Annotated in this window: 14 protein-coding genes and 4 pseudogenes; 7 read left to right on the top strand and 11 right to left on the bottom strand. The window is 53.2% G+C overall.

Annotation, left to right across the window (positions count from 1 at the left end; translation table 11 throughout):
* Nucleotides 1–28: 28 nt before the first annotated feature.
* A complete protein-coding gene (locus tag ATG98_RS07530) occupies nucleotides 29–520 on the bottom strand; it encodes a DUF4411 family protein (protein WP_098420354.1) in 492 nt (163 codons plus the stop codon).
* Nucleotides 517–1,659, bottom strand: coding sequence for an XRE family transcriptional regulator (locus ATG98_RS07525; RefSeq protein ID WP_098422534.1), 1,143 nt, complete (start codon nucleotides 1,657–1,659; stop codon nucleotides 517–519). Before ATG98_RS07525 ends, ATG98_RS07530 begins: the two co-directional genes overlap by 4 nt.
* 143 nt (nucleotides 1,660–1,802) lie before the next feature.
* Between ATG98_RS07525 and ATG98_RS07520 the strand changes: the two genes are divergently transcribed.
* Both ATG98_RS07520 and ATG98_RS07515 read left to right on the top strand, forming a co-directional pair.
* Complete coding sequence (locus tag ATG98_RS07520) at nucleotides 1,803–2,051, top strand: type II toxin-antitoxin system Phd/YefM family antitoxin (protein ID WP_098420351.1); 249 nt, start codon at nucleotides 1,803–1,805, stop codon at nucleotides 2,049–2,051.
* Nucleotides 2,036–2,215 (top strand): annotated as a pseudogene (locus ATG98_RS07515) (Txe/YoeB family addiction module toxin); the annotation flags it as partial. The gene ATG98_RS07520 and the pseudogene ATG98_RS07515, both read left to right, overlap by 16 nt.
* Here the strand turns inward: ATG98_RS07515 and ATG98_RS07510 are convergent.
* A complete protein-coding gene (locus ATG98_RS07510) occupies nucleotides 2,206–2,907 on the bottom strand; it encodes a DUF433 domain-containing protein (protein ID WP_098422533.1) in 702 nt (233 codons plus the stop codon). The pseudogene ATG98_RS07515 and the gene ATG98_RS07510 overlap by 10 nt on opposite strands.
* 312 nt (nucleotides 2,908–3,219) lie before the next feature.
* On the opposite strand from ATG98_RS07510, the gene ATG98_RS07505 reads away from it, so the two are divergent.
* Nucleotides 3,220–3,933 carry a hypothetical protein gene (locus tag ATG98_RS07505; protein ID WP_179888082.1) on the top strand — a complete coding sequence of 238 codons (714 nt, stop codon included), beginning with the start codon at nucleotides 3,220–3,222 and terminating at the stop codon, nucleotides 3,931–3,933.
* A gap of 896 nt (nucleotides 3,934–4,829) precedes the next feature.
* Here ATG98_RS07505 and ATG98_RS07495 read toward each other — a convergent pair.
* The 4 genes and pseudogenes from ATG98_RS07495 to ATG98_RS07485 all read right to left on the bottom strand — a co-directional run.
* Nucleotides 4,830–6,119: pseudogene (locus tag ATG98_RS07495) on the bottom strand (HsdM family class I SAM-dependent methyltransferase); the annotation flags it as partial.
* A gap of 116 nt (nucleotides 6,120–6,235) precedes the next feature.
* Nucleotides 6,236–7,507: a Fic family protein gene (locus ATG98_RS07490; RefSeq protein WP_218925846.1), complete on the bottom strand. Its 1,272-nt coding sequence runs from the start codon at nucleotides 7,505–7,507 to the stop codon at nucleotides 6,236–6,238.
* An 85-nt stretch (nucleotides 7,508–7,592) separates the two neighbouring features.
* Nucleotides 7,593–8,429, bottom strand: coding sequence for a type I restriction-modification enzyme R subunit C-terminal domain-containing protein (locus ATG98_RS22835; RefSeq protein WP_416376591.1), 837 nt, complete (start codon nucleotides 8,427–8,429; stop codon nucleotides 7,593–7,595).
* Nucleotides 8,421–10,133, bottom strand: a pseudogene (locus ATG98_RS07485) (DEAD/DEAH box helicase family protein); the annotation flags it as partial. The pseudogene ATG98_RS07485 and the gene ATG98_RS22835, both read right to left, overlap by 9 nt.
* A gap of 277 nt (nucleotides 10,134–10,410) precedes the next feature.
* Here ATG98_RS07485 and ATG98_RS07475 point away from each other — a divergent pair.
* The 4 genes and pseudogenes from ATG98_RS07475 to ATG98_RS22295 all read left to right on the top strand — a co-directional run bounded on the left by ATG98_RS07475 (nucleotide 10,411) and on the right by ATG98_RS22295 (nucleotide 12,619).
* A complete protein-coding gene (locus ATG98_RS07475) occupies nucleotides 10,411–11,232 on the top strand; it encodes a hypothetical protein (RefSeq protein ID WP_098420340.1) in 822 nt (273 codons plus the stop codon).
* A 14-nt stretch (nucleotides 11,233–11,246) separates the two neighbouring features.
* Nucleotides 11,247–11,801 (top strand): gamma-glutamylcyclotransferase, encoded by a 555-nt coding sequence (locus ATG98_RS07470; RefSeq protein WP_098420338.1) that lies wholly within the window; start codon nucleotides 11,247–11,249, stop codon nucleotides 11,799–11,801.
* Nucleotides 11,761–12,075, top strand: a pseudogene (locus ATG98_RS22830) (molybdopterin-binding protein); the annotation flags it as partial. The gene ATG98_RS07470 and the pseudogene ATG98_RS22830, both read left to right, overlap by 41 nt.
* A gap of 160 nt (nucleotides 12,076–12,235) precedes the next feature.
* Complete coding sequence (locus tag ATG98_RS22295; protein WP_228706291.1) at nucleotides 12,236–12,619, top strand: hypothetical protein; 384 nt, start codon at nucleotides 12,236–12,238, stop codon at nucleotides 12,617–12,619.
* A gap of 116 nt (nucleotides 12,620–12,735) precedes the next feature.
* Here ATG98_RS22295 and ATG98_RS07460 read toward each other — a convergent pair whose 3' ends face one another.
* The 4 genes from ATG98_RS07460 to ATG98_RS07445 all read right to left on the bottom strand — a co-directional run bounded on the left by ATG98_RS07460 (nucleotide 12,736) and on the right by ATG98_RS07445 (nucleotide 16,667).
* Nucleotides 12,736–14,067: a TRAP transporter large permease gene (locus tag ATG98_RS07460; protein ID WP_098420334.1), complete on the bottom strand. Its 1,332-nt coding sequence runs from the start codon at nucleotides 14,065–14,067 to the stop codon at nucleotides 12,736–12,738.
* Nucleotides 14,064–14,564 (bottom strand): TRAP transporter small permease subunit, encoded by a 501-nt coding sequence (locus ATG98_RS07455; protein WP_098420332.1) that lies wholly within the window; start codon nucleotides 14,562–14,564, stop codon nucleotides 14,064–14,066. The genes ATG98_RS07460 and ATG98_RS07455 overlap by 4 nt, the downstream gene beginning before the upstream one ends.
* Before the next feature lie 67 nt (nucleotides 14,565–14,631).
* The gene (gene dctP, locus ATG98_RS07450; RefSeq protein WP_098420330.1) at nucleotides 14,632–15,735 is read right to left on the bottom strand and encodes a TRAP transporter substrate-binding protein DctP; all 1,104 of its coding nucleotides are present in this window, start codon (nucleotides 15,733–15,735) and stop codon (nucleotides 14,632–14,634) included.
* 539 nt (nucleotides 15,736–16,274) lie between these two features.
* Nucleotides 16,275–16,667: a RidA family protein gene (locus ATG98_RS07445; RefSeq protein ID WP_098420328.1), complete on the bottom strand. Its 393-nt coding sequence runs from the start codon at nucleotides 16,665–16,667 to the stop codon at nucleotides 16,275–16,277.
* Between the last annotated feature and the right edge of the window lie 50 nt (nucleotides 16,668–16,717).

Here is a 16,717-nt window from a genome sequence, read left to right as displayed (position 1 = left end):
TACACAAAATAGAGATAAACGTGAGTAATCAGTTTCCCAGCACAAATCGGGCTTTCAGCTCGCGAAGAAATTGAAAGGTATTCACGCAGGGAACATCGAATTGATGACAGATGTTGGGTACTTTTACCTTGCGAGTGTTAGGAGCCAAAACAGACTCGTGAGTAACCACTGCTGCGCCTATTACACGGGCTTTGGCAATAATCCACGGATCTGCTTTGGCCAAAAAACTGTCCCTGTTGCCCTGATTATAGTCGCCTTGCATAACAGCCTGAACAATAGATGAAAAAACAGCTTGGGTTTCTTCGTCGTCGTTGGGGATAAAGTGCTCAGGCCGCGCGCGAGCCCACTCCGCCAGATCATCATTACCGTCACGCAGCTCCCGGCCTACAAAATTCACACTAGCAACCAAGCCTTGCTGAAACTGCTGATCCAGCCAATCCCAATAAGCTGGGCAAATATCCATACCGTAATATTGGTTTTTTGCCTGTATGTAAGTATTCGCATCCAGCAAATATCTCAAAGACCGAGCTCCTCAGCAAAGTGTTTGATCTTCGCGGGCTGCATGCCGCCCAAGAGTTCGCCTGCGTCGCGGAGCAGCATTTGACCGCTCAGCGCTTCACTGACTACGGCGTGAGAAAACCGACTACTGATTTGCGCCTTTTTGGTTTGGTAATAAGTGGGACCACTACCACTTTGCTTTCGGCGACGATAAGCAGCCTGTTGTTCCGCTATATACCGGCCATACTCGCCTTCAGAAATAAAGCCCAGGGTTAGAGCTCTTCTGGCGAGTGTCCAAGTGCTCACGTGAAAATGCGCCTCGAGAGGAGGTAGGTTCTCTTCCCAGCGATTTTCATCTTGATGCCATAAACGGCTGAACTCAGTTGCGGGCACTAGAAACTCGGCGGCGACCGCGTTGCACAGTATTTCCTCTTGCCGGTGGGTATTGGTACTGCCATCGGAGATGCCGGATTGGCCGATCCATATGTGGCAAAGTTCGTGAATCAATGTGAATAGGCGTGCACCCATGGCATCGGCGTGGTTAATAAAAATTACCGGAGCGAACTCATCGACGATTGCAAAACCGCGAAATTCGTCCACGTTCAGGGGGCGGGTGTGATGCTTCAGATTACTTTGTCGCATCACCATAATGCCTTTGGATTCAATGCGCTCAACCAAATCACGGTAGTAGTCATCCCACTTTCCGCGTTTCGGGTGCTCCGGCACGCCAAGTTGAGTGCGCATATCTTGAACAATGGCATCGACACTGTCACGAGCAGAGAAGCGGCCGACAACGGCGTTAGGTTCTGCTAGTTGCTGTTGCAGATAGTCTTTGTACCATTCTTGGCGCTGTAACATCAGCTTGACCAGGTCTAGTAGCTCGGAGCTTGGCCGTTGAACCCCTTGGCCGCCCAGCGTGCGTAAGTCGGGAATCAACAGCCCTTCCTGCGGCGGTTGCGCGAGAAACAAATAGCCGAAAGGTACATAGGCTTTGGCGGCGTAGCTCATGGCCTGATTAAAAGTCATTGGCCGCTCGCCAGACTCCCATTCCTGCAAGCGCTCCTCGCTGACACCGCATTTGCGGGCAAAATCAGACACATCAATGCCAGAGCGCTTGCGCGCCCAGATCAGCATTTTGGTATTGATGTGAGCTTTGGACATTGGTTTACCCTAAAATAATTGGCTTAATTATAGCCACTTAACGCACAACACTACACTGTGGCAAAGGCAGATTGCCAACGTCTTGATATGCGTACTTAACGGCATACGCTTTGATCAATATTTGAACATATCAAAAGTGCGTCATGAGCGAAATTACAGCAACTGAAGCTCGTAGCAAACTTTACCGGCTGATTGCCGAAACCGCCGAATCTCATCAGCCAATCGTTATTATGGGTAAGCGAAACAAAGCCGTTTTGGTTTCCGAGGACGATTGGACGGCTATCCAAGAGACGCTTTACCTGCTGTCTGTACCGGGTATGCGAGAGTCTATTCGTGAGGGGATGGAAACCCCTATGGACGAATGCGATGGGGAGCTGAACTTCTGGCGCTAATGGCGGAAGACCCCTACCGCAAGCCGCCTCCGTTTGAAAAACTCATCGGTGATCTTTCGGGGGCCTATTCACGTCGCATCAACATCCAGCGCCGCATTGTTTATCAGGTGCTTGAAGATGAGCGAATAGTTAAAGTTCTTCGGCTTTGGAGCCATTACGAATAATGCATTTGCTCAAACTGAATGGCTGCCTCCACTTCAGCCACGGGCACTTCATACAGCGCGGCGACGCGCTTTATATCCTGCCCTTCGCCGTGCCAGGCGCTGACAATGGCATCTACTGTCATGCCCGTTTCAGTCAGGACAGGTTTGCCAAAGTTGCGGGCCGGGTCTAATACCACGCGACGGTTGCGGCTGAGGGGATACCAACGCTGGGCTGTGTCATTGTGGTATTCAATACCCCGGTACAGCGACGGAGTAGTCACTTGTTTAAAGGTGTATTGTTTTTTGACTAGGTCTAGGAGAGTGTCATCGCCGGTTTCTTCCAGAACGGTGGCGAAAATACTGCGTCCATCTGTTTGGAAGCGCTTGCAGGTAAACGGGTAGGGCTGATTGTAAAGCTCCTGGGCGTGAGCGGAGGCCCGGCGAATGGCTTGCAAACTGACGCCGTGGCGCCGGAATGCATGCACAAAGCGAATTTTCAATAAGTCGTGGAATCCCAAGGCCTGCGTAGCCTGGCCTTCAAGTTGAGGCTGCCACAGGCCTGCATACTGTTTGCCGCCAGATGTATAGCCGAACAACCACCTGCGGATCTGCGTGGCGGGAATCCCGGTGTAGGCCGTCGCTTCCGCGGGCGTGTAGAGCCCTACTCCCAGTAGGCTTGTCTCTAAATTATTGATACTAATATGACTTCCCACAAACCACCTGCGCACTGCGATTTAACCCGATATATTGTTTGAAAGTCTAGCATACCGTGGTTCAGCTCAGAGGTACTATCCTCTCTGGATCACGATGGCTGACCCACTTTGCGGACGAGTTCAGATTGCGGGCTCGTGACAAAAGACCATTTTCGTAGCGCCACGAAAATGGTCAGTCATTCAGCCATATAGATGCGCGATCGCACCCAATCTTGATGAAACCTTCGCTTTCGTCCAAACCCGGATTAAGTTTCCCGGCACAGACATCTACATTGCTAGCAAGTGGCGTATCGGGCTTCTATAATCATATTCATGAAAAAGCTAACTCTGAAGTTAAACGACTGCACCCCTGAAACAATCGCCATGAAGCGGTTGGGCCAGTATCTGACCCACCTTTCTGACATGCTCGGGGAAGTGGAGCACGTACATTTTTCTTCAGTAGGTAAAGGCAGTGCCATGCTGAATGTGGATATTGAAGATCTGCACTATCAGCAGGTATTAACCCACGTTCGGGAAGTGCCTAACAGCATGGGGCCGAAAAAAAACCAGTCTGCTTACAAAGCGCTGCAAAAACTGATGGATGAAGATGGCACAGGTGGTGCGATTTTGGACAACTCGCAAGCGCCGGTTTTATCTTTTCGAAAACGGTCGGATGATGAAAAACCATTAGTGGTTAACAAGGCGGGCTCTGTTCAAGGTCGTCTTTATATAGTCGGAGGAAAAGATGAAACCGTTCCTGTGCGGCTCGAGGGCGCTAATGGGGAAACGCTTCATTGCGAGTCCTCCATAGGTATTGCTCAGCAGCTGTCTGCTCTTCTTTTCAAGCAGGTACGTGTAAGTGGCTGGGGAGCATGGGAGCGTTTACCAGAAGGCCGCTGGCGGCTTCGAAAGCTAAAAATTGAATCATTCCAGGAATTGGATACCGCAAAAGCCAGCAGTGTGCTCGTGAAGCTCCAATCACTCGGCGGTTTGAAATGGGCGGAGATGGACGATCCGCATGGAGTTGCCAGGGATATGAGGGGCTGAATTCGGTACAGCATTCACTATCGAAATTGGTCTGGTACCGGACTGCAAAGAATTCTCTCAACCTTTCCTTCCTGAAGACGAAATCCTAATTCTAGTTCCAAACATGCCTATGCTCGTGGCGTCAGTGCGCCTTAGATACGCACTAATTTATTCTGCGAATATCGATCACTTTTTTATCAACGATGAGTTGGCTCCTCCCAGGACAAATAAGCACTTGTGGATAGTATTTGTACAAGTAATTGGCGCCATTAGAAACTTCCCAGATAGAGCCGTCGTTAAGCCTAAATAATTCGCCCCGGTTGCCCTGGAAGGGAGTCGGCCTAGAAATCCCTGTTTCGAAACACCCCTGTTTTTTCTGCGAAGTGACTCCACTATTTGAAAACGTAGTATTTCCGAGAGCGTTTGAACTGCCTCCTGTCGCTTGGCACTGTTTTATTAACATCTTTAAACCGATAGCAGTTACTCCTGCGTCGTATCTCCAGCTTCCTGTTGCCAACGCTTTGCATACTCGGTTCTGTGGGTCGTGAGGACTACTGAGAACGGCGCAGGCTCGAATTTCAAACTTGCGCTCAATTAGACCTGTAGATGTGGTGTTGCAAGGGTGTGACGCCGCTTTACGGGCAGGTTGGACTGGCTGGACGATAGTGTCCGGTTCGGAATAGTCCATCGTATTTGATGGGTCTGGCCCAATTCTCATGCCGCGGCCGGAATCCCACACCCTCACGTCTTCTTTTTTCTGGTTTAGATTTGGGCAATTTCCCTGAACGTAGGAAACCGATCCGTCTGCGGCGACACATTTTGAAACGGCGTTTACAGGGGTGGTGAAAATCAAGGTCAAGCAGAGTCCCAGCAGAGTTAAGATGCGTTGGCTCCGCATGGTCATTCTCCGGTTCGATTCAGGCACTGTTCTTTCTCCGTGTGTGCTTTAACGGCTTCATTGCCGCTCGCTCGACTTTGATTCTTGCCAGCAGCGCTTCGGCGCTGTTGTCGCCGCCCATCCGCCTCATCCCCAGCTCCCGCATCAAGCCATCAAGCTCACCCAGCGCCTGCACCAATTCACTCATCGCCTCTCCCGCCAACACGCTTGGCTCCGGCAGATTGGCAGCATCCACGCTGTCACTATCCTTCAACCATGAAATATCCAGCGAGTCGCCTTTACTGTCGCTGATCCACTGGCGTGAAAAACAGCGCCAACGGTTGTGCAGCATGCGTTCGTTTACGTCCTGGTTTTCTTCGGTGGCTTTTGTTTCTTCCGGCAGCTCGATGTTGTCGGCGTGAAAGCTCCACTCGCCTTCTGTGCGTGAGCTTTGGCCGTTGGCGTCTTCACCAAATACGCCTTCAAAGGGCTTCAGGTGCTGCTCGCCAAAGGGGGTGCGTTTGCCGAAACTGGGCATGTTGGTGCGCAGGTTGTACACCCAGACGTTTTCGGTGCAGTTTTGTTCCTGGTGCTTTTTAGCGGCGCTGCCTTTTGTGAAGAACAGAACGTTGGTTTTCACGCCCTGGGCGTAAAAGATGCCGGTGGGCAGGCGCAAAATGGTGTGCAGGTTGCACTTGTGCATCAGGTCGCGGCGGACGTCGGTGCCTACGCCGGCTTCAAACAGTACGTTGTCTGGCAGCACCACGGCGGCGCGGCCACCGGGTTTCAGGTTGCGGTATATGTGCTGTAGAAAGGCCAACTGTTTGTTGCCGGTTTTGTAGGTCAGGTCGTCGCGGGTGATGCTGGTGTCGCCGCCTTTGGAGGTGTCAAACGGCGGGTTGGCCAGTATCACATCGGCTTTTGCCAGGCTTGAGCCAGTCAGGCCCAAAGCATTGCCCAAGTGTACGACGCCTTCTGCCTCGCCTTCCATGCCGTGCAACAGGCAATTCATCAGCGCTAGGCGGCGGGTGCCGGGCACCAGTTCGATGCCGGTATAAGCGCGGGTGGTCTGGAAAACTTTTTGCTGGTCGGTCAGATCGTACAGGTCGTCAGTTTGGGTTTTGATGTATTCATGGGCGGTGGTCAGAAATCCTGCGGTGCCCGCTGCCGGGTCCTGAATGATTTCACCATGCTAGGGTCGCAGGCAGCGCACCATGGAATTAATCAGTGCGCGTGGCGTGAAGTACTGACCGGCGCCGGATTTTGTTTCGTTGGCGTTCTTCTCCAGCAGGCCTTCGTACAGGTCGCCCAGGCCGTCTTTCTGGGCGCTGTCGTTGTTGGTCATGGTGGTTCCTGTGAAAGCTGCCAGTTAGGTGCTTATGTATAGAAAACGCGAAAATCTATACACGTCAGCATGGATATGTATAGAAAAGTGAAAAATCGATATTAACCGTTATTGGTCGTCGGGAAAACGTCTCGCCCCTCGCAAATGTTAAGCAGTTCGGGAAAGGCGTAAATTGCCGCTCTGCTGCCTTGGCCTTCTTTAATCACAATCAGGGGGCCATCGTCTTGTACTAGTTGGCGCAGCAAGCCATGTAGGGTTTGCCGTTGTATACCTGTCCATTTGGCAAAGTCGCTGGTGCTGAAGATTGGGCGGTCAAAAATTCCATCCAATAGCAAGGTTGCGTGTTGGGAGTGGGTGGTTTCCCGAATCCAGGCTTTGGTGATTTCGTAAAGCGCCATGATGCGTCGAACCCGGAGCAGGTTGGTTTCTGCCTGTTCGATGATGCCGCCCAAGAAGAATTTGATCCACCCGGTCCAGTCCGCCTGCTGTGAAATGGCTGCAAGGCGTTGATAATACTCGTCACGGTGGGATTCAATATATTCGGACAGGTAAAACATTGGGCTTGAGAGCCGTTGCTTTGAAAAAAGAAAAAGAGGGATCAGCAAACGCCCGATACGACCGTTGCCATCTTGAAACGGGTGTAATAATTCAAACTGTGCATGGACAATGGCAGCCTGTGCCAGCACATCAAAATCGCTGTGTTTTAAATAGTGTTCCCAAGCTTCAAGGTAGTTTGGAAGCTGCAAAGGGTTTGGTGGTACGAACGTGGCTTGTTCAATATCGCAGTTTGCGCGGCCAATCCAGTTCTGTTCTTTTCTGAACTGCCCTGGCGATTTGTTTTGCCCGCGCACGCTGTCCAGCAAAATGCCGTGTAGCTGAAGTAACAGGCTGAGTGTGATGGGGCGGCCATCCCTCAGGTAATCCTGAGACAGCATCAGAGCTTTTCGGTAATTCAGAATTTCGTTGATGTCTTCGTTTTTACGGCTATCGAACTTCTGCCCGGCCTCTCGTTCGAGAACTTCTTCAAAGGTTGCCTGTGTACCCTCTATTTTCGAGGAAAGTACGGCTTCTTGTTGGGTCAGAGGCGAGAGCATAACGGCAGGATTGACGATGCCCTGCAATAACCCGCTGTATTCTGCCAGCTTAGAGTTGGCCTCACCGACCAGTGTAATCAGCTGTCCGTAGTCAAGATTCTGTAGTGGTAAGGCATCTGGGGTGTAAGGTTCCATGGCAAGATTCGCCTCTTTTTGTATACTATTTTGCGTTCTAGCAGATGCAAATCTGCTTGTGTTCAGTCCATCATACAGAAAATTGGTTGTGTATGATGGTTTTAAAAATATCATACAAAAGCTTATTTGTGTCGGTTCTACCATACACAGCTGTTATTGCGTATGGCAAAACAGAACATTTCATACACAAATGACCGCTATGTTTATGCCATCGACATAGATTTTCCGCTTACGCCGACTGCAACGGCCACATGGCATCATTCAACTCTTCCAGCACCACATCTAGCTGATCCCCCAGCACTTTTTCCATGCGTTTGGCGCCGCCGTCTTCGGCGAAGCGATTGTTGACGAAGTCGCGGTCGATGATCACTTCGTGCACCAGCTGTTTTGCCAGGCGGTCTAGCCATTTGCGCTGGGCGGGGGTCCAGCTGTGGCGGGTGTAGATGTTGCCCATGGCGGTGGCTACGCGCTGTTCAAAAGGAATCAGCGCCTCGCCCAGGGCGGCACGGCGAATGTGGCCGATGATGCTGGCGGCGATGTCTTTGTTGGTTTGTTTACGCACGGCGCTTTGCAGGTGGGCTTCGGAGTAGCCGTGGTTATCCAGCAGCAGTTTTACTTCGCGTAGTTGCTGGCGTGTCAGGTCGCGGGGTTTGTTGACGACAACGGACAGGGCCGCTGACTGGTTGAGTTGTTCGCTGATGAACCGGCTGAACTCGTCCAGGTAGTCTTCGGGGCGTTTGTGGGTGCCGTAGGTTTGGTTGCGCTCGCGGTTTTCGGCTTTTTTATTGGCTTTGCGCAGCACCCGCACCAGTTTTTGGCTGAGCTGGCTTAACACCACGTCGGCTTGGGTTTCGCCCTGTTGTTCGCCAGGGCTGTGCAGCGCGGCTTCGAGTTTTTGTGGGTCGGTGAGTTCTTCGGCCAGCTGCTCTAGGGTAATGTCGGGATTTTTCACCAAGGGCTTCATGGTGCTGACGTCTTGCAGTGCGGCGTAGATGTCCACCGGGTCGTAAATGCGGAATACGGTTTTGCCAATGTCGTCGCAGCGGCGTGTGGCGCGGCCTACCATTTGTTCGTACAGAATGCGCGAGCGTACCCGGCGCATAAATACCAGGTTGCAGATTGTTGGCACGTCTATGCCGGTGGTCAGCAGGTCTACGGTAATGGCAATAGACGGGTAGCGCTCGTTTTTATAGCGGCGAATCAGCAGGTCAACTTTGTCGCTTTTACCGGTGATTTTAGCTACCGCGGCCTGGTGGTAATCACCGTTGTAAAGGTCTTTGAAGGCGTCGTCCAGCAGGCGTTTGACCATATCGGCGTGCAGGTCGGTGGCGCAGAATATCAGGGTTTTTTCATCGCCGAAGGGGTCCAGCTCCTGCACCAGTTGTTCGCAAATCACCCGGTTGAAGTTCTCGTTGATGACGTCTACCGGTTTGCCTTTTTCAAAGCGAATGCCGTTCTGGGTCAGCAGGGTTTCGTAGCGGATGGGCGGTTCGTGATCTATCAGCCAGTCGTCGGCCACGGCTTCGCGGTAGGAATAGGTGTAAACGGATTTGCCGAAAATGTCGCTGGTATGTTTGGCTGGGGTTGCGGTAAGAGCGATTTTCACCGCGTCAAAATAGTCCAGTACGCGCCGATAGCTGGAAATGTACTGGCTGGCGTCGCGGGTGGCCAGTTCGCCTTTGGTCATTTCCTGATCCAGGGTGTAACCGCGGTGGGCTTCGTCGGTGATAATGCAGTCGAACTGGTCGATGGGCGGCGGCTGGTCACTCATAATGATGCGTTTCACCACGGCCTGCACGGTGGCGACTTGGATACGGGTTTCGGCCTCGGCGGCCATATCGCCAAGTTCGGCAACGTTGTAGATTTTGCTGAGGATATGGTTTTGTTCCAGCGGTGCTTCATTGAAAGCATCTATGGCCTGCTAGCCCAGCGCGCTGCGGTCCACCAGAAACAGAATGCGGTGGAAGCGTTCGGCTTTCAGGAAGCGGTACATCAGGCCAATAACGGTGCGGGTTTTTCCAGTGCCGGTGGCCATGGCCAGTAATGCCGCGCGCACGCCTTTGGCTAACACGTTCTCGGTCGCGATTATGGCTTTTTGCTGGTAGCCGCGCAGTTTCAGATAACCGAAGGGCTCGGTTTTCAGCTGTTGTTCGGCGTGTTCCCGGCAGCGTTCCAGTAAATCCAACAGGCCGATGGGCGTCAGGCCGGCGAACAGCACGTAATCCGCCCTGCCCTTGGCGCCTTGATGGTTGGTGGGCCATTCTGCGATGGCGCGGTTTACGCCAGGTTCCGGGCGCGTGCCTTTTTGGTGGGTGAGCTCCTGGCTGTCGGCTTGCCAGCCGGCTTCGTTCAGCTGTTGGTCTATCCGGATGCGGGTGAGTTCTTCGCTAAGTACCAAGGTGTTGCTTGCGGCCTTTGTTTGCTTGGCCACTTTTTGGCGCTGCTGGTTAGCGCTGTTTTCGCCTTGATTGGCAAGTTGTAGCTGCAGGGTGTGGAACAGCTCTTTAATCTGGGGTTCTAAACGAAGTTCGCGTTGCAGGCGACACAGTAAATCAGACTGGCTGGTTTGTTGGTCAAACTCGATACCGGACAGCGCAGCCAGGTGCTGGGCCAGGGCTTCACCCAGCTGGCGCAGTTTTATCAGGGTGGTGTTGGGGTCGCTTGAGAAAGCGCGTTCTGCGGCTGTGGCAAGTTCCACAAACAAAGCGTCGTGTTCGGCCAGAAAGACAAAGTTGCCTGATGTGTTGCTTGTTTCCGTGGCTATGTCCATGTTCAAGGCATTTCTCCGCGACAGCCTGAAGCCAGAACATTACCAGACTTGTTACGGATACAAAAACGACAGAAAAGTACGACTGGTCAGAACGATGGTTAATATCAATTGGGAACAACTGGTAAGAGCGGTGGGTAGATTGAAAAAGCGAAAAACGGCGTGTAGTGATGGCGTGATCGGCGAAGACTGAGCAGCCACTTTTTACCAAAGTTAAAGATCAACGTTACGATTTGATTTACTATCACGCGTCTTAATCAGTAAACAGGAAGTACAGAACGTGGATGTTCCGCTGAGCTGGCAGCTAGCCAAGTTAATTATCTCGATTGGTATTGTGCTGGGGCTGTCGCTGGTGGCGGAGCGTGTGAGTGCACGCGCGGCGGGGATGCTGGCAGGCTATCCGCTGGGCACGGCCATCGCTTTGTACTTCATTGGCCTGGAGATTTCTCCGGCCTTTGCCACCGAAAGCGCAGTGCACACGCTTGCCGGGTTCTCGGCCACTCTGGCGCTGAGCGGGGGCTACCTGTTGGGCGCCAGGCGTGATGGCTTGGCGGGTGCTCTTAGTGGCACAGCCCTGGGTATTCTGGCCTGGCTGTTAACCAGCCTGGTACTGACCAGTATCGACTTCAACCGAATCACTGGCACGCTGACCACCTTCGTCGCCATTCTGATATTTGTTCGCCTTTACCGCCGTGTACCGGATGTGGCGGTTGGCGCTCGCCGCGGCCTGTCGTGGCCTGCGTTGGCGTTGCGTTCCGGCCTTGCTGCGGGCATCATTTTTGTGATCACGGGGCTGGCTCATGTGTTGCCCCCGGCTTGGGCCGGGGTTATGGCCGCTTTCCCGGTGACCATGTATCCCTTCCTCGTAATTCTGCACCTGACCCACGGGCGAGCCACGGTCGCTGCGGTGATCAAGCACTACCCGGCAGGCCTGGGTTCGCTGCTTTGCTACGCCCTCTGCATTTCGCTGACTTACGACAGCCTGGGCCTGAATGTGGGCACGCTCCTGGGATTCGGCGCGGCTACTTTATGGCTGCTGGGCTGGATGCGGGTTCAGGGCTGGCTACGCGCACGAAAAGTTGCACTGGCTGCATCAGAATAAAGGGCACAGCACTTATGTCTTTTGACACCACAGAACATAACCGCCGGCGCTACTGCTTTGATGGGCTAGAGTCGGTGTGGTTGTTTGGTTATGGCTCGCTTATCTACAAAGTCGACTTTCCCTTTCTGGAGCAGCGCCCGGCAGCCATTGAAGGTTGGGCTCGCCGGTTCTGGCAGGGGTCCCATGATCACCGTGGCACACCCGATGCGCCAGGCCGCGTGGTCACTCTGATCGAAGCGCCCAACATTTGCTGCAAAGGTATGGCTTACCGGGTCTCGCCTGAGGTGTTTGCGCACCTGGATGTGCGGGAGAAAAATGGCTATCTACGGTTTGCTACGCCGATGATGTTTGCGGATGGCACCCGCGAAGAGGGCCTGGTGTATATCGCCACCGAAGACAACGCGGCTTTTCTCGGTCCCGCCGACGATGCGGACATCGCCAGCCAGATTGCGGCCGCTGAAGGCCCCAGCGGTCGTAACCGTGATTATCTTCTGAGCCTGGCCACCGCATTGCGAACGCTGGGTGACGATGACCCTCACGTGTTTGCGCTTGAGAGCTATCTGCGCTGAGTTGCTCCCCGTTCCCACCATCCATAGAGTTTCGGGTTTATCCAGCGGCGTAAGCCATCGCCCCATAGGAATAATGATGAATAGCACACCCATATCCCGTTTCGGTCTCATTCTTATTGGTGACGAGCTGTTGAACGGCCGCAAGCAGGACGCTCATCTGGCCGCCATGATTACGCGGTTTGAAGAACGCGGGCTGGAGTTGTCTTGGGTGCGCACCATTGCGGATGACAGTGAGCTGATCACCCAAACGCTTGCGCAAACCTTTGCCAGCCCAGACGTGGTGTTCAGCTTCGGCGGCATTGGCGCGACTCCAGACGATCTGACCCGCCAGAGCCGCGGCCGCGGCTCTGGGGATAGGCCTTGCACTGCATCCGGAAGCCGAGGCGGAAATTCGGTTACAACTGGGCTCACGGTTAAATTCATTGCACCTGCGCATGGGGGAGTTCCCAGTCGGCAGCCGAATTATCCCCAACCCGATCAACGGAATTCCCGGTTTCGCCATCCATCGCCATCATTTTGTACCCGGCTTTCCCAGAATGGCCTGGCCGATGGTGGAGTGGGTGCTGGATCATGATTACATCGACTATCAGGCGTCCAATCGCACTGTGAGCCAGACCCTGGTGTTGACCGATACGTCGGAAGGGCCGTTGATTCCATTGATGGAGTTGCTGCTGGCGGAGTATCCGGATTTGCGCCTGGCCTGCCTGCCCCATGCGAACGGTCGACGCGAGGTGGAGCTGAGCCTGAGGGGCGACCCGGCACAAGTGGTCGCAGGGATGAGCCGTTTGCGAGAGTTATTGCAGAAGCTGGCGGGCTGATGCCAGTGCCGGAAAGGCGCTCTAAATCGTTGAACTCAGAACCACAACGCCCGCCATGTTTAATGGCGGGCGTTGTGGTTATCAACCTGAATGGGGCCAGCCCCAGGGAAAAGAGATCAACCCAACATGATGGCCGGTAAACCGGTAATCAACCAAGGGAAGATTGCCAGCAGTAGACATGCCAAGACGATCAAGGCTACGAACGGAATTACCGCCTTATACAGATCGACGATTTCCACTCCGGGCGGCGCCACCCCCTTCAAATAGAACAGGGCGTAGCCAAACGGCGGCGTCAGGAACGAGGTTTGCAGTACCACGGCGACCATCACCACGAACCACAACATATCAACCCCCATGGCTTCAACGATAGGCAACATGATCGGGAAGCTGAGCAGCACAATGCCAGTCCAGTCGAGGAACATACCCAGAATAAACACTAAGAACAGCATTAGAATCAATGCCCCTGTAGTGCCGCCGGGCATGGCTAACACCACATCGCTGATCACGCTCATACCGCCACCCCGGGAGAAAACCCCGGTGAACGCCGTGGCCCCTACCAGTACCAGCATGACCATGGTAGTGGTCTTGCTGGCATCGATCAGGGTGTTGTAGCAGGTCTTGAGCTTGCGGTCCCCGAAAATCATGAACAGCAAAAAGGCGATGAATACCCCGATGGCTGAGGCTTCCGTGGCCGTGGCCAAACCGGTGAACAAGGCCCCCAATACCCCAAGAATTAATGCCATAGGCGGAAGAACATACTTGAACAGCATGACGACCAGTTGGCCGGTGCTCGTTTGGGCGCGCTCTTCAGCAGGCACCTTCGGGCCATAATCGGGCTTGAGGTAACAGATGATCAAGACGTAAAGCGCGTACATTACCCCCAATATCAACCCCGGTACCAAGGCACCTGCAAACAGAGCCCCTACCGAGACCGGCGAGTAGCTAGCCATCAGGATCAGCATGATACTGGGCGGAATCAGGATTCCCAGGCAACCGCTGGCCATGATTACCCCGGCACTGAGCTCCTTGTTGTAGCCATACTTGAGCATCGGCACAAGAGCGATCATGCCCATCACCGCTATCGAGGCGCCCACGATGCCGGTGGTTGCAGCCAACAGCACTGAGACTATGACCACCGTCAATGCCAGACCACCACGCAGGTTCGCCAGTAACAGGCGCATGGCATCGAACATTTTCTCGGTGACCCCCGAGTCGTTCAGAAACCGCGCCATCAATACAAATAACGGGATCGCTACCAGCACGTAGTTATCCATGGCATTGCCATAGATGTTGTTGATCAGCGTGCCCATCACATTCAATCCGGGCCCTAAAAGGGCACCGATGACCGCGACGCCACCCAGAACAAACGCCAGAGGGTGGCCCATGAACAGACCCACTATCAATCCCGCGAACATAACCAAGGTGAGCATTTCCGGACTTAAATTCATGTTCGCTCCTCACGCAGTTGCTGAATAGCCCGAATGAAGATCGCGATACCCTGCAGCAGAATCAGTGCTGCCGCAACGAAGATGACGCCTTTAATAGGGTAAACCGGAATTGACACCATGCCATAGGTGGTTTCGCCGCGGCTGAACGAACGCATAAAGAAGTTCCAGCCGAGGCTTGTTAACACCCACATAAAGGGCACGAAGAAGATCAGATAGCCGATAATATCCAATACCGCCTGCTTCTTGCGTGAGAGTAGCCGTTTGATCACGTCGACTTCGACGTGAACATGGTGGCGCAGCCCGTAAGCTGCCATCAGCATGAAATGGGCGCCGAAAAGCATCTTGGTGATGTCGAAAGCCCAGTCGCTGGGGCGATCGGTAAAAAAGCGCAACGCGATATCGTAAAGAACGATTAGCGCGATGATGGCAATCAGTGGCGCAATGATTCGCCCGAAAACATCATTGAGCCTATCGATCGCCTTGGCAATTGCATTCATGGAGAAACTCCGCAATCAATACCAAAAAGCCGCCCCGATGCGAGGCATCGAGACGGCGGTGAATGCCTTAAAGGCAGGCTTCGATTTCTTTCAGAGAGGGCAGATTGTCGATGGTGCGGCTCATGTTGAAGGGTACGGTAAGATCACGCCAGTTAGCGTAATGCTCCATGTAGCTGATCATGGAATGGTAAATCTTGGCGTGCATCTTATCTTCACAGGCCCCGCGAACGATCACTTCATTGGTGATGTCCTGAATGCGTGCCAGGTCTGCCTCGGAGAATTGGTTGATTTCGACACCGGCTTCCTGGAACTTGATGGTGCCTTCGGTGGAGCCGCGCTCGGACCAGGAAAGTGACCAGGCCAGGGTGGCGTCAGCCGCAATCTTCAGCTTCTCTTGGGTTTCTTTGGAAAGTGCGTCCCAGGCATCCTTGTTGATCATGACACCGAATACGCTGGCGGACTGATGCCAGCCAGGCGTGGCCCAGTATTCCGCCACTTCAGCAAAGCCGGCCTCGTAGTCGACGCCTGGCGTGGAAAATTCACCGGCGTCGATCACGCCGCGCTCGATGGCTTGGTAGATTTCACCGCCGGCGAGGGTGACCTGTGAGCCGCCGAGTTCCTCCAGAACGCGTCCTTGGTCACGTCCAGAAAGACGGATGCGCTTGCCGTCGAGGTCCGCTAGACCTTTGATGGGGGTACGACCCATGAAGCCGGACTCGTTATTGGTGATACCGTACGGCAGGTAGACCATGTTGTACTTGCCGTAGACTTCTTGGTACAGCTCGAAACCACCCCATTGTTGAATCCAGTTCAGATAATCCACGCCGTTGAACAGGCTGGTGGTGGTGGCGAGCGGCGAGAAGGCGGGGCTGCGGCCTGCCCAGTAACCGGGCCAATCACCCGAGGCTTCAATGCTGCCGGTTTCGGTGGCATCAAACACTTCGGTGCCAGGCATCAAGGTGCCGCCGGCACGGAAGTTGATTTCCAGCTCGTCACCGGTCAGCTTGTTGGCTAGGTCAACCCAATGGCGATCGATTTCGATCAGCGCCAAGTTGTCCGGCCAAGTGGTGGTCATGGTCCACTTTTCCTGGGCTTGAGCAGTAGCGGCAAGGGATGCAAGGGCGATACCGGTAGCTAGACCGGCGATGGCAAATTGAATTTTTTTGTTCATGTCATATTCCCTAGTACTTGGCTTTTGAAATTGTTGTTTTTGATTGTCAGGAAATCGAGTCTCGCAGTTGACGTAAACTTCAAAAAAAGGTTTTTATAATCATCTTTCTGCCTCGTCATGCTCACCGTTAATGAAGTTTTAATGAGAGGATTTAACTGTTAGTAAAGACTTTTTTTGCTTGGTTTGGAGTAAATCATCTGCACAGCCTCACTTTTGTTGGTATTCGCAGCAATTAGCTACGCTTTGGCATTGTTGCAAATCTAAAAATCCACTTATATTAATATGAATTGTGCCTATATAAGCGAATTATGATTGTTGACCAAGCATGCCAGCATGTCAATTAAAGCGATCCCTTCCAAAGCTGCAGTCGCCGAGGACTGACGTGACCTTACGGTGACCGAGGCTGAGAGGTGGACGAGGATACTGAGAGCAGCATGGCTCTCGCCGCGTTACAGTCACACCTCTTTTTGCCACCGGTAATTTGAAACGCTAGAAATCCGACATACTGAGCTCTAGATCAGGCCGTGAATTAAAATTTGTTATCGACGGGCGATTACATCTATCTCGACCAGTGAGTCCACCGCTAGTGCCGTAACACCGATACAGGTCCGGGAAGGTAATTTCTCTTTCGGAAAATACGATGTGTAAACATCGTTCATAGGATAAAAATCGCGTTTAAATTCGGTCAGAAAAATCCGCACTGAAGCCACGTCCGGAAAGCCCAGACTCATGCCCTCAAGTACCAGTATAAGGTTATCCATGACGCGGCGTGTCTGCGCCTCGATGCCTTCAGGAAGCGCGGCGTCTGCATCATTAGGGTCAGTTGGCATCTGCCCGGTCAAAAACACCCATCCGTCTACTTCGGTGGCGTGACAAAACGGTCCGACGGGCGTTGGTGCCTTCTTAACCATATGAAATATGGGTGCAGTCATTTTATTTTTATCTCGCAATAGTGGGGCTGTGTTCCCAGCCAGAAACGAAA

Origin of the sequence: Marinobacter sp. LV10R520-4 (genome assembly GCF_002563815.1) — a bacterium.
Lineage (GTDB): Bacteria > Pseudomonadota > Gammaproteobacteria > Pseudomonadales > Oleiphilaceae > Marinobacter.
This window is presented reverse-complemented; position numbering and strand designations above follow the sequence as displayed.

Coding starts and splice junctions, on each gene's coding strand:
- ATG98_RS07445 (WP_098420328.1), bottom strand. CDS start 16,667: ATGACTGCACCCATATTTCATATGGTTAAGAAGGCACCAACGCCCGTC.
- ATG98_RS07460 (WP_098420334.1), bottom strand. CDS start 14,067: ATGAATTTAAGTCCGGAAATGCTCACCTTGGTTATGTTCGCGGGATTG.
- ATG98_RS22295 (WP_228706291.1), top strand. CDS start 12,236: ATGGGGGAGTTCCCAGTCGGCAGCCGAATTATCCCCAACCCGATCAAC.
- ATG98_RS07505 (WP_179888082.1), top strand. CDS start 3,220: ATGAAAAAGCTAACTCTGAAGTTAAACGACTGCACCCCTGAAACAATC.
- ATG98_RS07470 (WP_098420338.1), top strand. CDS start 11,247: ATGTCTTTTGACACCACAGAACATAACCGCCGGCGCTACTGCTTTGAT.
- ATG98_RS22835 (WP_416376591.1), bottom strand. CDS start 8,429: ATGGTAGGCCGCGCCACACGCCGCTGCGACGACATTGGCAAAACCGTA.
- dctP (WP_098420330.1), bottom strand. CDS start 15,735: ATGAACAAAAAAATTCAATTTGCCATCGCCGGTCTAGCTACCGGTATC.
- ATG98_RS07520 (WP_098420351.1), top strand. CDS start 1,803: ATGAGCGAAATTACAGCAACTGAAGCTCGTAGCAAACTTTACCGGCTG.
- ATG98_RS07455 (WP_098420332.1), bottom strand. CDS start 14,564: ATGAATGCAATTGCCAAGGCGATCGATAGGCTCAATGATGTTTTCGGG.
- ATG98_RS07490 (WP_218925846.1), bottom strand. CDS start 7,507: ATGGTAGAACCGACACAAATAAGCTTTTGTATGATATTTTTAAAACCA.
- ATG98_RS07525 (WP_098422534.1), bottom strand. CDS start 1,659: ATGTCCAAAGCTCACATCAATACCAAAATGCTGATCTGGGCGCGCAAG.